Genomic DNA, 13,826 nt, shown 5'->3' with positions numbered 1-13,826 from the left:
CGGATGTTCGTCCGCACCGCCAGCGAACCCGACCTCGACGCCATCAGGGCGCTGCTGGTCGAGACCTGGCACGCGACCTACGATTCGATCTACGGCGCCGACAAAGTCACGGAAATCACCGACGAGTGGCATTCGATCGCCGCGCTGAAGCGTCGTCTGACGGTGCCGAACTCGGATTTTCTCGTGGCCGACGACGGCGAGCAGCTGGGCGGCGTCGCCTATGCCGAAGCGAAGGCCGACGGCAAGACGGTGATGCTGCACCAGCTGTACGTGGCGCCCGCCATGCAGGGGCGCGGCATCGGTGGCGCGCTGCTTGATGAAGTGATCGAGAGCTTTCCCGATGCGGAACGCTTCCGCCTCGAGGTCGAGGAGGCCAATGAGAAGGCGATCGGCTTCTACCTGTCGCAACGCTTCGTCGAGGTCGGGCGGACCAGCAATTGCGGCACCGAAGATTCCGGCCTGCCGGCGCTGATCTTCGAGCGCGCGGTGCCGGGCGCTGGATGAGGACGCATGCGAACGGGCTGCCGGCCGCCATCGGGCCTTGCAATGCAACGCCCGGAAAGCCATAAGTTCCCCGTTCGCGCAGCCGCTGTCATTTCGGCCGCGCCGACCGCCCTTCGCCCGCCAAGAGGATCTCGATGAAAACCTTCCTGACCCAGTTCTTCACCTGGTGGAACGGCCAGACGCTCGGCACGCGCTTCCATACCTGGCGCAAGGGCACGAAGGTCGGTCAGGACCAGTTCGGCAACGTCTATTACGAGGGCGGCACGGATTCGGAAGGCCGCACGCGGCGCTGGGTGATCTATAACGGCTATGCCGAGGCCTCGATGATCCCGCCCGGCTGGCACGGCTGGATGCACCACCGGGTCGACGTCGCACCGACAGAAGAAAACTACCGCCGGCGCGATTGGCAGAAGCCGCACGAGCCGAATCACACGGGTACGTCGGCCGCCTACCGGCCGAAGGGCTCCGTGCTGAGCGATACCAAGCGGCCGCAGGTGACCGGAGACTACGACGCCTGGACGCCGGGAAACTAGCGTTTGCGGCAAGCCGACGGCAGGGTGGCCGGGTTTTGATGTCGCCACAATTGCCATCTAGTTGCGTAGCTGTTCCATTAGCGACGAGATGCCCGAACCCCAAAGGGGCGGGCGAATATTCCGGTGCCTTCCGTATGGTTTTCAACGATAGAACAGGTCGGATCAGGCGAATGGCGGGCCTCGCGGCTGTGCTGGCGGCGGGCCTTGCGGCCGGGCTGATGCCCGCGCGGGCGGAGCGCGTCAGCAACCCGATCGCCGAATTCACCGGCGTCGACAAGATCACCGGCCGCATCATCACCTTCGACGTCTATATCGACGAGACAGTGCAGTTCGGCGCTCTGCAGGTGACGCCGCGCGTGTGCTATTCGCGGCCGGTCGAAGAAGCGCCGCGCACGGATTCCTTCGTCGAGGTCGACGAGATCACGCTCGACCGCAAGATCAGGCGGATTTTTTCCGGCTGGATGTTCGCCGAGAGTCCCGGGCTCAATGCCGTCGAGCACGCGGTCTATGACGTCTGGCTGAAGAGCTGCAAGCAGAGCTCCGACGTCCCGGCGCCCAAGAGCACGCGCGTCACGCCCTAGATGCTGCCGGCTGTTGTGAACAGACTGGCGGGCGCCCTGTCGCTGCTGGCCATCGCTGCGCTGTCGGCCATGCCGGCGCTTGCCGCCGACACTCAATGCACCGTGCTGGCCGATGCCGATACGGGCAGGGTGCTGCTGCAGGAAGGCATCTGCGACGAGCGCGTGCCGCCGGCCTCGACCTTCAAGATCCCGATCGCCCTGATGGGCTACGATGCCGGCATCCTGCAGGACGCTCAAGACCCGACGCTGTCCTTCAAGGAAGGCTACGCCGACTGGATCAAGTCGTGGCGCGCCGATACCGGCCCGACCGTCTGGATGCGCGATTCGGTGGTCTGGTACTCGCAGCAGGTGACGCTGTCGCTCGGCATGGCGCGCTTTGCGGGCTATGCGGCGGCCTTCGGCTACGGCAATTCCGACGTGTCGGGCGATGCCGGCAAGGATAACGGGCTGGAACGCGCCTGGCTGAGCTCGTCGCTCAGGATCTCGCCGCTCGAACAGGTCGACTTCCTGACCGGGCTGGTCAAGGGAGAGCTTCCGGTCAGTGCCCATGCCCATGAGATGACGAAGGCGATCCTGCCTGTCGCGAACCTGCCGGGCGGATGGACGGTTCGCGGCAAGACGGGCGCTGCCTTCGCGTCCCAGGCCAACGGCAAGCGGGATCGCAACCGGCCGATCGGCTGGTATGTCGGCTGGGCGCAGAAGGACGGGCGAACGATCGTCTTCGCGCGCATGAAGAAGCATGCGAGGCGGCAGGAGCTGACGCCAGGCTTTGGTGCGCGCGACGCGATGCTTGCGGACCTGCCGGCAATGCTCGACGGTCTGTGACGGCTCTCGGCCGTCAGACCCGTGTCAGGCGAAGGTGACGGGCTCGCCGCCGATCGCTTCGGCCAGCATCTTCTCGTAACGCCCGCGCGGCACGTCGACCGCGCCGAAGCGCTTCAGGTGCTCGGTGGTGAACTGCGTGTCGAGCAGCACGAAGCCGCGCTCGCGCAGCCGCTCGACGAGATGCACCAGGCAGACCTTCGATGCGTCTGTCTGCTTCGAGAACATGCTTTCGCCGAAGAAGGCCCGCCCCAGGCTGACGCCATAGAGGCCGCCGACAAGCGTTCCATCGCGCCAGGCCTCGACCGAGTGGCAATGACCGCGGCGGTGAAGCTCGACATAGGCTTCCCGGATCGGCGCGTTGATCCATGTCGAGCTGCGCTCCTCGCGCTTCTCGGCGCAGGCGTCGATGACCGCCTCGAAGTCATGGTCGAAGCGGATCTCGAAGTGACGCTGGCGGATCGCCTTGCGCAGGCTTTTGGGAACGTGAAAGTCGTCGAGCGGGATGACACCGCGGGTTTCCGGGCGGACCCAGAAGACTTCAGGGTCGGCCGCGCTCTCGGCCATCGGGAACACGCCCGAGGCATAGGCCTTGAGCAGCAGCTCGGTCGGGATGCGGTAGCCTGGTGCGTAAGGGCGGGTCATGGCGGCTGACGCGCGCGGGCGCTACTCCGTTTTTGCCAGATGCTTCTCCAGCCAATGGATGTCGTAGTCGCCATTGGCGATGTCGGGATTGCCGACCAGGTCCTGGAACAGCGGCAGCGTGGTCTTGATGCCGTCGACGACGAACTCGTCGAGCGCGCGGCGCAGTCGCATCATGCATTCGACGCGGTTGCGGCCGTGCACGATCAGCTTGCCGATCAGGCTGTCGTAATAGGGCGGGATCCTGTAGCCGGAATAGACGCCGGAATCGACGCGAATGCCCAGGCCGCCCGGGGTGTGGAAATGCGTGATGGTGCCTGGCGAGGGCACGAAGGTACGCGCGTCCTCGGCGTTGATGCGGCACTCGATGGCGTGGCCGTTGAACTTGATCTCGTACTGCGTCACCGACAAGCCGCCGCCGGAGGCGACGCGGATCTGCTCGTGCACGAGATCGATGCCGGTGATCGCCTCGGTGACCGGATGCTCCACCTGCAGGCGGGTGTTCATCTCGATGAAGTAGAAATTGCCATCCTCGTAGAGGAACTCGATCGTGCCGGCGCCGGAATAGCCGAGGTCGGCGATCGCCTTGGAGCAGGTCGAGCCGATGCGTTCACGCTCCTCGGCGTTGAGAGCCGGCGAGGGCGCCTCTTCCCAGACCTTCTGGTGACGCCGCTGCAGCGAGCAGTCGCGCTCGCCGAGGTGGATGGCGCGGCCCATGCCGTCGCCGAACACCTGGACCTCGATGTGACGCGGCTTCTCGAGATACTTCTCGATGTAGACGGCGTCGTCGCCGAAGGCGGCTCCGGCTTCCGAGCGCGCCGTCAAGAGTGCTTCGGAAAGCTCTTCTTCGGTGCGCGCCACCTTCATGCCGCGGCCGCCGCCGCCGGCGGAAGCCTTGATGATGACCGGAAAGCCGATCTCGATGGCGACGCGGCGCGCCTCGACATCGTCGGTGATGGCGCCGTCCGAGCCGGGCACGACCGGGATGCCGAGGCGCTTGGCGGTGCGCTTGGCCTCGATCTTGTCGCCCATGATGCGGATATGGTCGCCGGAGGGACCGATGAAGGTGATGTTGTGGGCGGCCAGGATGTCGGCGAACTTGGCGTTCTCCGACAGGAAGCCGTAGCCGGGATGAACCGCGTCGGCGCCGGTGATTTCGCAGGCCGCGACGATCTGGTGGATGTTGAGATAGCTGTCGCGCGCCGGCGGGGGGCCGATGCAGACGCTTTCGTCGGCGAGACGCACATGCATGGCGTCGGCGTCGGCGGTCGAATGCACGACGACGGTCTGGATGCCGAGTTCCTTGCAGGCCCGCAGGACCCGGAGGGCAATCTCGCCGCGATTGGCTATGAGGATTTTGTGAAACATGCGCTGGCTATCCCGGCGCTATTCGATCACGACGAGAGGCATGCCGTACTCGACCGGCTGAGCATCCTCGAACAGAATCGCCTTGACCGTGCCGGCACGTGGCGACGGGATCTGGTTCATGGTCTTCATCGCTTCGATGATGAGCAGGGTCTGGCCCTCCTTGACGGTCTGGCCGACCTCGATGAACGGCTTGGAATCGGGCGAGGGCGATATGTAGGCGGTGCCGACCATCGGCGAGGAAACGGCGTTCTTGGAAACCTCGGCGGCTGCTGCGGCAGCGGCGACGGGCGCGGCGGCTGCCGAGGGGGCCGGCGGCGGCGCATAGGGCGCGGGTGCGGCCACGGCGTGCACTGCCTGCGACTGGCGCGAGACGCGAACCTTCATGTCGCCGAGCTCGACCTCGATCTCGGTCAGGTTGGTGTCGTTCAGGATCCCTGCGAGATCGCGGATCATCTGCTGGTCAATGCCGGTCTTCTTTGTTGTCATTTCAACGCCTTTTTCATTGTCCGGTTCGTCAGATCCGCGCAGCGAGCGCCTGCAGGGCGAACGTGTAGCCGAGAGGGCCGAAGCCGCAGATCATGCCGAGTGCATGGGGAGCGACCATTGATTTATGGCGGAATTCCTCGCGCGCATGGATATTGGAGAGATGCACCTCCACGACCGGCATGGGCGCACTGGCGCGGATGGCGTCGTGAATGGCGATCGAGGTGTGGGTGTAGGCGCCGGCATTGAGCACGACGCCCAAGGCCTTCCCGCCCGCTTCCTGAATCCAGCTGACGAGATCGCCTTCGTGGTTCGATTGCCGGAAGTCGACCTCCAGGCCAAGCGGCTCGGCGGCCGCGCGGCAGCTGGCTGCGATGTCGTCAAGCGTCCCGGTTCCATAGATGCCCGGCTCGCGCTTGCCGAGCATGTTGAGGTTGGGGCCGTTCAGAACGAATACCGTCTTCAAGAAGTGCACCTTTTCCCGCGCCGGCAAGTTCCGGCGCGCCGCGACCTCTATAGTGGGCTTAACCGGCTGCGAAAAGAGCGCAAGCGCCTTCTTTTTCTGTCCACAGGCCGGCCAGGGTCGCGGATGTCGCGGTCAGCAGGTGGCGTCGGCCATGCAGGCGCGGGCCGCAGCGATCTTCTCGCCCAGGACTTCCTTGCCAAGTGCGCCGAAGACGACCTCGTTGCCGACGACGTAGGAGGGCGTGCCGGTGATCTGCAGCTTGTTGGCGAGATCGTAGGTCTCGGAGAAGGCCTCGGTGATGGCGGGGTTCTTCATTTCCTCGCGCAGCTTTGCCTCGTCGACGCCGAGCTGCAGTGCGATCTTGATGGCTGCCGCCTCGCTGGCGCGGCCGGGGGCGCCGATCAGCAGGTTGTGGAATTCTCCGTGCTTCTCGGGCATCAGCGTGCGGACGGCCATCGAAACGATGCTGGCCTTCTGGGAATCGGGCCCGAGAATGGGGAATTCCTTGAGTACGAAGCGCAGGTCGGGGTCGGCCTCGGTGAGGGCGAGCATGTCTTCCTGCGCACGCTTGCAGTAGCCGCAATTGTAATCATAGAACTCGACGATGGTGGTCTTGCCGTCGGGGTTGCCGACATAGCCATCGTAGGACGCATTGAAGATCTGCTGCTTGGCGTCCTTGATGACCTCCAGATGGGCGACGCGCTGCTCTTCGGCCTGCTTGGCCTCGAGTGCCTGCTGCATGTCCAGCAGCACCTCGGGATTGTTGACGAGATAGTCGCGGATGATCAGCTCGATCTGGGAGCGGTCGACGTCCGCCGTTGCGACCTGCTGCTGCGCCGCATTGGCGCTTGCGATCTGCGGCCGACCGGCGCCGAAGCCGACGGCCAGCATTGCGACTGCGGCGACCGTACCGGCCGCGCCCAAATAGATTGCCCTGTTCATCTCGTTTCCGTCCTCATGTCCTTCAGCATTGTCGACCCTGTGTCGCGATGCGCGCCGAAAAGGTTCAGTTCTTTTTCTTCGGCGCCTTGTAGTTGACGATGTCCTGCGCCCGCACCCAGGCGGGGGAGCCGCGCTTCATCTTCTGCTGCGCGCGCATGGCGAAGATCTTCGCCTGCTGGTAGTTGCCGCTGTAATAATAGCCTTCGGCCGTTGCCAGTTCGGCGTCGGCGACCTGGCCGAGCTGGTTGTAAGCCTGCGACAGGTAGGCGTAGCCGTTGAAGTTCTCCTTGTCGCGGCCGAGACCGCGCTTGATCTCGCTGACTGCCTGCTTGAGCTCGTCCGGCTTGCCGGTTGCTATAAGCGCCTGGCCGTAGGCGATCGGCAGGATGCCGGACTTGGCCGGATCGAGCTTCACGGCGCGCGCATAGGCCTGCGCGGCTTCGGCGGGGCGGTTGCCGCGTAACAGGATGTCGCCGCGCAGCTCGTGGAAATAGGGGTTGTTGGGCTGCGCCTCGAGCAGCGCGTCGGCCTTCTTCAGCGCTGCCTTCGGGTTGCCGAACAGGAAGGTCGCCTGGGCGTCGCCATATTTCGCTGCAAGGCCCTTGGGCGCGTTGCGGAACAGCCGCGAGGCGGCGGCCTGGCCCTTCATGTAGACGGCGATCTTGGCGCGCATCATGTCGTGGCGCAGCTGCAGGGCCTCGGGGTCCTTGCGGTCGTAGTAGGGGCTCTTCTTGGCCAGCTGTTCGAGGTTGGCGATGCGGTCGCGCGGCATCGGGTGGCTGACCTGGTAGGGGTCGACGCGCGCGCCCGACAGCGACAGGGCATTCTGGAAGCGGCCGAAGGTCGCCAGCATGCCCTTGGCCGACTGGCCGGTGGCCTCCAGATAGGAAATCGCCGAGCGGTCGGCGGTCGATTCTTCCGAGCGCTGGTAGCCGAGCAGGCCGCGGCGGGCAAACTCCGAACCGCCGGCGGCGATGCCGGCGCCGGCCTGGGCGAGGCCGCTCTGGTTGGCCGCCGCGCCGCCGACAACCGCACCGACGCCGAGAAGCGTGGCAATGACCGTCATGGTCTGGGCGCGCGCCAGTTGCTGGCGCAGCCGGTCCTGGTGGCCGCCGGCGATGTGCCCGGCCTCGTGCGCGATGACGCCGATGATCTCGTTCGGCGTCTCGGCCTGCAGCAGCGCGCCGGTGTTGATGAACATGCGTCGCCCCGCCACGAAGGCGTTGAAGCTCGCGTCATTGACCAGGATGATGTCGATGCCCGACTTCGACAGGCCGGCGGCCTTGAAGATCGGACGCGCGTAATCGGCGACCAGCGCCTCGATCTCCGCGTCGCGCACGACGGGGATATTCTGGGCATAGGAACGCACGACCGTCGACGAGAGGACGAACAGCGCGAGCAGCAGCGTTGCCGCGGAGCGGAAGTGGCCGGAAAGGGGTCTGGTCATGGTTGGCATGGTGGAAATCACAGGTAAACGAGCAAACAGGCGATGGAAAGGCGGCATCAGGAAGTTCATGAACTTGTGATCCCCACATCATTCGGGCATTTGTGCGGCGCAAGACCCGCGGCGCGGGAAGCGAGGGGACTGATTTGGCCATAGCGATTTCCAGACGCAGCAATATCGAGCCATTCCATGCGATGGACATCTTGGCCGAGGCGAATGCCCTCAAGGCACAGGGCCACCCGGTGATCTCGATGGCGGTCGGCCAACCGTCCGACCCGGCGCCGGAGGCGGTGCGCGAGGCCGCCCGACAGGCGCTCTCGGCGGGCAGGATCGGCTACACGGACACGCTCGGCATCGCCGAATTGCGCCGCGCCATCTCGCTACACTACTTCCATCATTACGGGCTTGGCGTGCCGGCCTCGCGAATCGCCGTCACGACCGGCTCTTCGGCGGCCTTCAACCTGGCCTTCCTGGCGATGTTCGACCCCGGCGACCGGGTGGCGATCTCGTCGCCCGGCTACCCGGCCTACCGCAACATCATGGCCGCGCTCGGCCTCGAGGTGGTGGAGATCGAGCTTGCCGGCGATGCTTACCTGCATGCCGGGCACCTGCGCGACGCGCACGCGCAAAAGCCGCTGAAGGGCGTGCTGTTTGCCAGTCCCGCCAACCCGACCGGCGCCGTGGTGCCGGAGACGGAACTCAGGGCCCTGATCGAGACGGCGCGGGAGCTCGGCATCGCGGTGATCTCCGACGAGATCTACCACCGGCTGACCTATGCGGGCGCCGACGTCACCGCGCTTGGCATCGACGGCGACGTGACGGTGATCAACTCGTTCTCGAAATACTACTGCATGACCGGCTGGCGGATCGGCTGGATGGTGTTGCCCGAAAAGCTGGTGCGGCCGGTCGAGCGCATCGCGCAGAGCCTCTACATCTCGGCGCCCGAACTGTCGCAGGTCGCGGCGGTCGAGGCCTTCGGCGCGACGGCGGAGCTGGAGGCGGTGAAGGCGCGTTATGCGCTCAACCGCGGACTCCTGATGGAGCGGCTGCCGGCGCTCGGATTCACGCTCGCCGCCCCGATGGACGGCGCCTTCTACGCCTATTGCGACGTGTCGAAGCTGACCAATGACAGCATGGAATTCGCCCGTCGCATGCTTGCCGAGGCGCATGTGGCGGCGACCCCGGGGCGCGACTTCGATCCGCTGGCCGGCCACCGCACGATGCGGTTTTCCTATGCCGGCAGCCATGACGACATGAAGCTGGCGCTCGAGAGGATCGGCAATTGGCTGAAGTAGCGGGCATGGCCGAGCTCGACGGCGTGTTGCGCGAGCTCGCGGCAGAGATGGCCGAGCGCACCGACCGCGGCGCTGTCGCCAGCTACATTCCGCAGCTCGGCACGATCGACGCCGGCAAGTTCGGCATCGCCGTGGCGCTGGCCGACGGTCAGGTGCTCTCAGCCGGCGACGCCGACGAGGCCTTCTCGATCCAGAGCGTCTCGAAAGTGTTCACGCTGACGCTGGCGCTCGGCAAGATCGGCGACGCGCTGTGGAAGCGGGTCGGGCGCGAGCCGTCCGGCAACCCGTTCAATTCCATCGTGCAGCTCGAGATGGAGCACGGCATTCCGCGCAACCCGTTCATCAATGCCGGCGCGATCGTCGTTTCGGACGTGCTGCTCGCCGGCCACCAGCCGCGCGAGGCGATCGGCGAGATATTGCGCTTCATCCAGTTCCTTGCCGATGACGACAGCGTCTTCATCGACCGCGAGGTGGCGGCGTCCGAGCGGGCGACGGGTTTTCGCAACATGGCGCTCGCGAATTACATGCGCTCCTTCGGCAACCTGCACCACGAGGCGGAGCTGGCGCTGGGCGTCTATTTCCACCATTGCGCCATCGCCATGACCTGCCGCCAGCTGGCGCAGGCGGCGCGCTTCCTCGCCTTCGACGGCCGCAACCCATTGACCGGCCACTCGGTCGTCTCGACGCAGCGCGCGCGGCGCATCAACGCGCTGATGCTGACCTGCGGCCACTACGACGGCTCGGGCGACTTCGCCTTCCGGGTCGGCATCCCGGGCAAGAGCGGCGTCGGCGGCGGCATCATGGGGATCGTGCCGGGCGTCGCATCGCTTGCCGTCTGGTCGCCGGGGCTCAACGAGAACGGCAATTCCAAGCTCGGCTCGATCGCTCTGGAAAGGCTCGCCCGGACGATGAACTGGTCGGTCTTCGCAAGCTGAGCTGTCGGCAAGGCACGACGCCGGCGGGCGCGGATGTGGCGCCCCGGCGTGCGCCATGGTAGGCACGGAGCCACAAACTGGAGATTGCGATGCGGTATCTTCTGATCGTCCTGGCGCTCGCCGGAGTTCCGCTTGCCGGCTGCCAGTCGGCCTCGCCGCCGGACAGCGGCGTCGTCTATGGCCCGCCCTGCGGCTACCATGCCGTGGACAACGGCCTTTGCCCGCGCGTCGGCTACCGCCAGCCGATCGTCAACTGACGGGGGGCTTCAACAGGCCTCAGGCGTTGCCGATCGAAGCCTCTACCTCCGAGGCGATCTGGTCGAGCAGCATGGTGTCGTCGCCGGCCATGCCCTCCATCGAGGCCATGCGGCCGACCACCGTGCCCGCGATCCTTTCCTCGACCGTGTCCTCGGCGTAGGCGTAGTAGATCACCGCGCGCTTGCCGTCGCGGTGGCAGCGCCCCTCGATCTGCTGCAGCTGGATGGCGCTGTGGCGCATGTCATGCACGACCAGCGAGCGTTCGCGTTCGCCGCCGGCGAGTTCGCCCTCGTGCAGGGAGATCGATTCGGTGACGGTGAAGATGACGGCGTCCAGTTCGCCGGACTGGAAGGCGAGGCGGACCGCCTCGTTGCGGTCGCCCGATTGCGTGCCGTTGATTTCACCGACGCGCCAGCCGCGCGCCGCGAGCTTTTCCAACAGCATGGTGCTTGTTTCGAGGAAAGCGACGGAGAGGGCAACCTGCTGGCCGTTGCGCAAAAGATCGTCGGCGAAGTCGGCGGTACCTGCGGTTCTGAGCAGGCTGGCTTTCTGGCGAAAGCGCAGGTCGGCCGCCCAGCCGGCGGGTTTCCGGGTCGAGCCGCCGGCCAGGCCCAACTCGCGCCGGAACTCGCGCCAGGTGGCGTCGTAAAGGCGCCGCGACGGCGCATCGAGCCCGATCGGGGCCAGCTCGCGCTGCACCTCCGGCCAGCCGGCAATGTCTTCGGGGCGGCGGCGCAGTCCGATGGCGTCCTTGCCCTTGTAGAGCAGGTCCGACATCATCTTGCGGTCGGCGTCGTTGGGCTCCCAGGACCAGTTCTTCCAGCGCCCTTTGGCGCGGCCGATCTTCAGCCGCTTCATCAGGACGCGGAAGGCGTCGAGGCCGCCACCCGGATCGCCCGTCGCATGCGCCAGCAGATTGGCGAGGTAGGAGAGTTCGTGCGGCGCCTGTCCGGCCGTGGCGCTCATGTAGGTGGTGAAATCGGCAGCTGCCGCCACCTGCCGGCAGACCATGCCCTGCTGCGAGTTCGGGTTGCGGATGCGGTGCGCCTCGTCGATCACCACCAGCGGCCATGTGCGCTTCGGCGCGCCGTGCCGCGCCAGCTCGTTGTTCTTTGCCCGCGTCGAGCGCCTCGTGCTGACGGCCGGCGGCGCCATCAGCGTCTTGGTGCGCTCGAAGTTCATCAGGGTCACCGATTTGCCGGTGTCGGGCGAGCGGGCGATGGTGCGCCGCCATTGAGGGATGGCGCCCTTCGGGCAGACGATCAGCACTTCGGTATCGGGCATGGCCGAAATCGCCAGCCAGGCCGACAGCGTCTTGCCCAGCCCGGTCAGGTCGCCGAGCAGGAATCCCGGCTTTCCGGCCCGGCGCGCAGCGATAATCGCATCGCGCGCCGCGACCTGATGCGGGCGTGGCACGAAGTCGGGGCCATCACGTTCGGATTCGGGAAATTTCACCCGCCCACCGTAGCGGGTGGGCGGCATGTCCCGCAAGCAGCGCGGATGCGCCGTCAGTCCGGATCGATGCCTTCTGTCGCCGTGCTGCGCGCGGGCCGGAAACGGGCCCTCCTGCCGATCACGATTGGCAGCAGGAAGCCGACAATCGCGAAGGTCCACAGGCCGATGGACAGCCAGGAATCGAACAGCGCCAGCCACTCGCCGTTGGCGATCGTCATCTCGCGCCTGAGATTGACCTCCATCTGGTTGCCGAGGAGCACGCCCAGGATGACGGGAACGAGCGGCACGTCGAGCTTGCGCAGGGCCCAGCCGACGACGCCGAAGAGGATCATCACCATCAGGTCGAAGGTCGAGCCCGAAATGCCGTAGATGCCGACGAAGGAGATCATGGCGACGGCCGGCATCAGGTATTTGGTCGGCACCAGAAGCACGCGAACGAACAGGCCGACCAGCGGGATGTTCATCAGGAGCAGCATGACATTGCCGATGAAGAGCGCGGCGATCAGGCCCCAGACGACATCGGGGTTCTTGGTGAAGAGCAGGGGCCCTGGCGTGATGTTGAGTGCCAGCAGCATGGCCAGCAGCACCGCGGTGGTGCCGGAGCCCGGCACGCCCAGCGCCAGCATCGGCACAAGCGCGCCGCCGGCCGAGGCGTTGTTGCCGGCTTCGGGTGCGGCCACGCCGCGCGGGTCGCCCTTGCCGAAGGTGCCGTCCTTATCGCTGACCTTCTTTTCCAGCGCATAGGCCATGAACGAGCCGAGCGAGGCGCCGGCGCCCGGCAGCACGCCAGCAACGAAGCCGACCACGGTGCCGCGCGCCATCGCCCACCAGGTGCGGTTCAGCATGGCGATCGGCGGCGTGATGCGGCCGATCTTGACCTTGCCGGCCGCATCGCTGGCCTCGGGCGTGCCGCGCCTTTCGATGAAGAGGAAGACCTCCGACAGCGCGAAGAGGCCAACGATGGCGACAAGGAAATCGATGCCGTCATAGAGATGCACCTCGCCGAAGGCGAAGCGCGGCACGCCGGTCTGCCCGTCGACGCCGATCATGGCGATGCCAAGCCCGAGACCGGCAGCAAGCGCCGCCTTGGCCTGGTTGCGGCTGGCCATGCCGCCAAGCGTCGCGAAGGCCAGCGCGAAGAGCGCGAAATACTCGCCGGGGCCGAACAGCAGCGCGACCTTGACGAGCTGCGGCGCGAGGAAGACCAGGCCCCAGGTCGCGAAGAAGGAGCCGACGAAGGAGGCGATGCCGGAAATGGCGAGCGCCTCGCCGGCCTGGCCCTTCTTGGCCATGGGGAAGCCGTCCAGCGTCGTCATCATGGCCGGCTCGTCACCGGGGATGTTGAGCAGGATCGACGAGATGCGGCCGCCATACATGGCGCCGTAATAGACCGAGGTGAGCAGGATCAGCGCCGGGGTGGCAGGCAGGCCGAGCGTGAAGGCCAGCGGGATGAGGATGGCGACGCCGTTCGACGGCCCCAGTCCGGGCAGTGCGCCGATGATGGTGCCGAGGAAGCAGCCGACCAGGGCAAGGCCGAGATTCTGCAGCGTGAAGGCGATGAGAAATCCGTCACCGAGCGAGGAGAACACGTCCATGGATCACACTCCTCAGAAGCCGAAGGGTCCGCGGGCCAGCGACAGGCCGAGGATCAGGTGGAAGACGACATAGATGCCGACCGCGATGAGGATGCCGGCGATGGTCGCCTGGATCGGCCCGGCGCCGAGCCGCCATGACAGGAAGGCGGCAGCGAAGGCGGTGGAGATCACGAAACCGAGCTCGGGCAGCACCTGGGCATAGGCGACGAGCACGACCACCGCGGCCGCGATCTCGAGAAAACGGCCCATGGCCGGCCATTCCGGCTCGGGGTCGGGGCGCAGCATGATGGCGAGGCCGGAAAGCCCGACCAGCACGGCGATGATGATCGGAAATGTGCGCGGTCCGACCGGGTCGGAGATGAAGCTCAGCTGGATCTGGGTCGCACCCCAGATGTAGAACGCGGCGAGCGCCACGCATATGCCGCCCAAAATGCGGTCACTCATCGCAATCCCTCCCAAGACGGCGCGGTAGACGGCCCGCGCAGCCTGTGCGCGCGGGCCGA

General features: G+C 66.3%; 16 protein-coding genes. 7 read left to right on the top strand and 9 right to left on the bottom strand.

The genetic code is table 11. From position 1 onward, the window contains the following. Nucleotides 1-3 precede the first annotated feature (3 nt). The 4 genes from ACT2BZ_RS21735 to blaOXA all read left to right on the top strand — a co-directional run bounded on the left by ACT2BZ_RS21735 (nucleotide 4) and on the right by blaOXA (nucleotide 2,443). A complete protein-coding gene (locus ACT2BZ_RS21735; RefSeq protein ID WP_457937677.1) occupies nucleotides 4-504 on the top strand; it encodes an N-acetyltransferase family protein in 501 nt (166 codons plus the stop codon). 134 nt (nucleotides 505-638) lie between these two features. Further along, nucleotides 639-1,037, top strand: coding sequence for an NADH:ubiquinone oxidoreductase subunit NDUFA12 (locus ACT2BZ_RS21730; protein ID WP_457937676.1), 399 nt, complete (start codon nucleotides 639-641; stop codon nucleotides 1,035-1,037). A gap of 170 nt (nucleotides 1,038-1,207) precedes the next feature. Then, nucleotides 1,208-1,618: a DUF2155 domain-containing protein gene (locus ACT2BZ_RS21725; protein WP_457937674.1), complete on the top strand. Its 411-nt coding sequence runs from the start codon at nucleotides 1,208-1,210 to the stop codon at nucleotides 1,616-1,618. 69 nt (nucleotides 1,619-1,687) lie between these two features. Further along, on the top strand, nucleotides 1,688-2,443 hold the full coding sequence (gene blaOXA, locus ACT2BZ_RS21720; RefSeq protein ID WP_457941411.1) for a class D beta-lactamase: 756 nt from the start codon (nucleotides 1,688-1,690) through the stop codon (nucleotides 2,441-2,443). A 24-nt stretch (nucleotides 2,444-2,467) separates the two neighbouring features. Here the strand turns inward: blaOXA and aat are convergent, their stop codons facing one another. The 6 genes from aat to ACT2BZ_RS21690 all read right to left on the bottom strand — a co-directional run bounded on the left by aat (nucleotide 2,468) and on the right by ACT2BZ_RS21690 (nucleotide 7,788). Continuing rightward, nucleotides 2,468-3,085, bottom strand: coding sequence for a leucyl/phenylalanyl-tRNA--protein transferase (aat, locus tag ACT2BZ_RS21715; protein ID WP_457937672.1), 618 nt, complete (start codon nucleotides 3,083-3,085; stop codon nucleotides 2,468-2,470). Nucleotides 3,086-3,106: 21 nt separating this feature from the next. Then, a complete protein-coding gene (accC, locus tag ACT2BZ_RS21710) occupies nucleotides 3,107-4,450 on the bottom strand; it encodes an acetyl-CoA carboxylase biotin carboxylase subunit (RefSeq protein ID WP_457937670.1) in 1,344 nt (447 codons plus the stop codon). An 18-nt stretch (nucleotides 4,451-4,468) separates the two neighbouring features. Beyond that, a complete protein-coding gene (accB, locus tag ACT2BZ_RS21705; protein WP_457937668.1) occupies nucleotides 4,469-4,936 on the bottom strand; it encodes an acetyl-CoA carboxylase biotin carboxyl carrier protein in 468 nt (155 codons plus the stop codon). Nucleotides 4,937-4,964: 28 nt separating this feature from the next. Continuing rightward, entirely contained in the window at nucleotides 4,965-5,399 is a 435-nt protein-coding gene (gene aroQ, locus ACT2BZ_RS21700; RefSeq protein ID WP_457937666.1) for a type II 3-dehydroquinate dehydratase, read from the bottom strand. Nucleotides 5,400-5,531: 132 nt separating this feature from the next. After that, nucleotides 5,532-6,341, bottom strand: a complete 810-nt coding sequence (locus ACT2BZ_RS21695; RefSeq protein ID WP_457937664.1) for a DsbA family protein — start codon at nucleotides 6,339-6,341, stop codon at nucleotides 5,532-5,534. 64 nt (nucleotides 6,342-6,405) lie between these two features. Continuing rightward, on the bottom strand, nucleotides 6,406-7,788 hold the full coding sequence (locus tag ACT2BZ_RS21690; RefSeq protein WP_457937663.1) for a M48 family metalloprotease: 1,383 nt from the start codon (nucleotides 7,786-7,788) through the stop codon (nucleotides 6,406-6,408). A 191-nt stretch (nucleotides 7,789-7,979) separates the two neighbouring features. Here ACT2BZ_RS21690 and ACT2BZ_RS21685 point away from each other — a divergent pair, with 191 nt between their 5' ends. From ACT2BZ_RS21685 to ACT2BZ_RS21675, 3 genes are all read left to right on the top strand, one after another. After that, nucleotides 7,980-9,080: a pyridoxal phosphate-dependent aminotransferase gene (locus ACT2BZ_RS21685; RefSeq protein WP_457941410.1), complete on the top strand. Its 1,101-nt coding sequence runs from the start codon at nucleotides 7,980-7,982 to the stop codon at nucleotides 9,078-9,080. Between the two features lie 5 nt (nucleotides 9,081-9,085). After that, complete coding sequence (locus ACT2BZ_RS21680) at nucleotides 9,086-10,015, top strand: glutaminase (RefSeq protein WP_457941409.1); 930 nt, start codon at nucleotides 9,086-9,088, stop codon at nucleotides 10,013-10,015. An 89-nt stretch (nucleotides 10,016-10,104) separates the two neighbouring features. Continuing rightward, nucleotides 10,105-10,272, top strand: a complete 168-nt coding sequence (locus ACT2BZ_RS21675; RefSeq protein ID WP_457937661.1) for a hypothetical protein — start codon at nucleotides 10,105-10,107, stop codon at nucleotides 10,270-10,272. Between the two features lie 19 nt (nucleotides 10,273-10,291). On the opposite strand, the gene ACT2BZ_RS21670 is transcribed toward ACT2BZ_RS21675, so the two are convergent. The 3 genes from ACT2BZ_RS21670 to ACT2BZ_RS21660 are packed head-to-tail and all read right to left on the bottom strand — an operon-like array spanning nucleotide 10,292 to nucleotide 13,767. Then, on the bottom strand, nucleotides 10,292-11,728 hold the full coding sequence (locus ACT2BZ_RS21670; protein ID WP_457937660.1) for an SNF2-related protein: 1,437 nt from the start codon (nucleotides 11,726-11,728) through the stop codon (nucleotides 10,292-10,294). Nucleotides 11,729-11,781: 53 nt separating this feature from the next. After that, nucleotides 11,782-13,323 (bottom strand): tripartite tricarboxylate transporter permease, encoded by a 1,542-nt coding sequence (locus ACT2BZ_RS21665; protein ID WP_457937658.1) that lies wholly within the window; start codon nucleotides 13,321-13,323, stop codon nucleotides 11,782-11,784. Nucleotides 13,324-13,335: 12 nt separating this feature from the next. Then, nucleotides 13,336-13,767 (bottom strand): tripartite tricarboxylate transporter TctB family protein, encoded by a 432-nt coding sequence (locus ACT2BZ_RS21660; protein WP_457937657.1) that lies wholly within the window; start codon nucleotides 13,765-13,767, stop codon nucleotides 13,336-13,338. Nucleotides 13,768-13,826 lie beyond the last annotated feature (59 nt).

The organism is Mesorhizobium sp. 10J20-29 (assembly GCF_054130485.1).
This window is presented reverse-complemented; position numbering and strand designations above follow the sequence as displayed.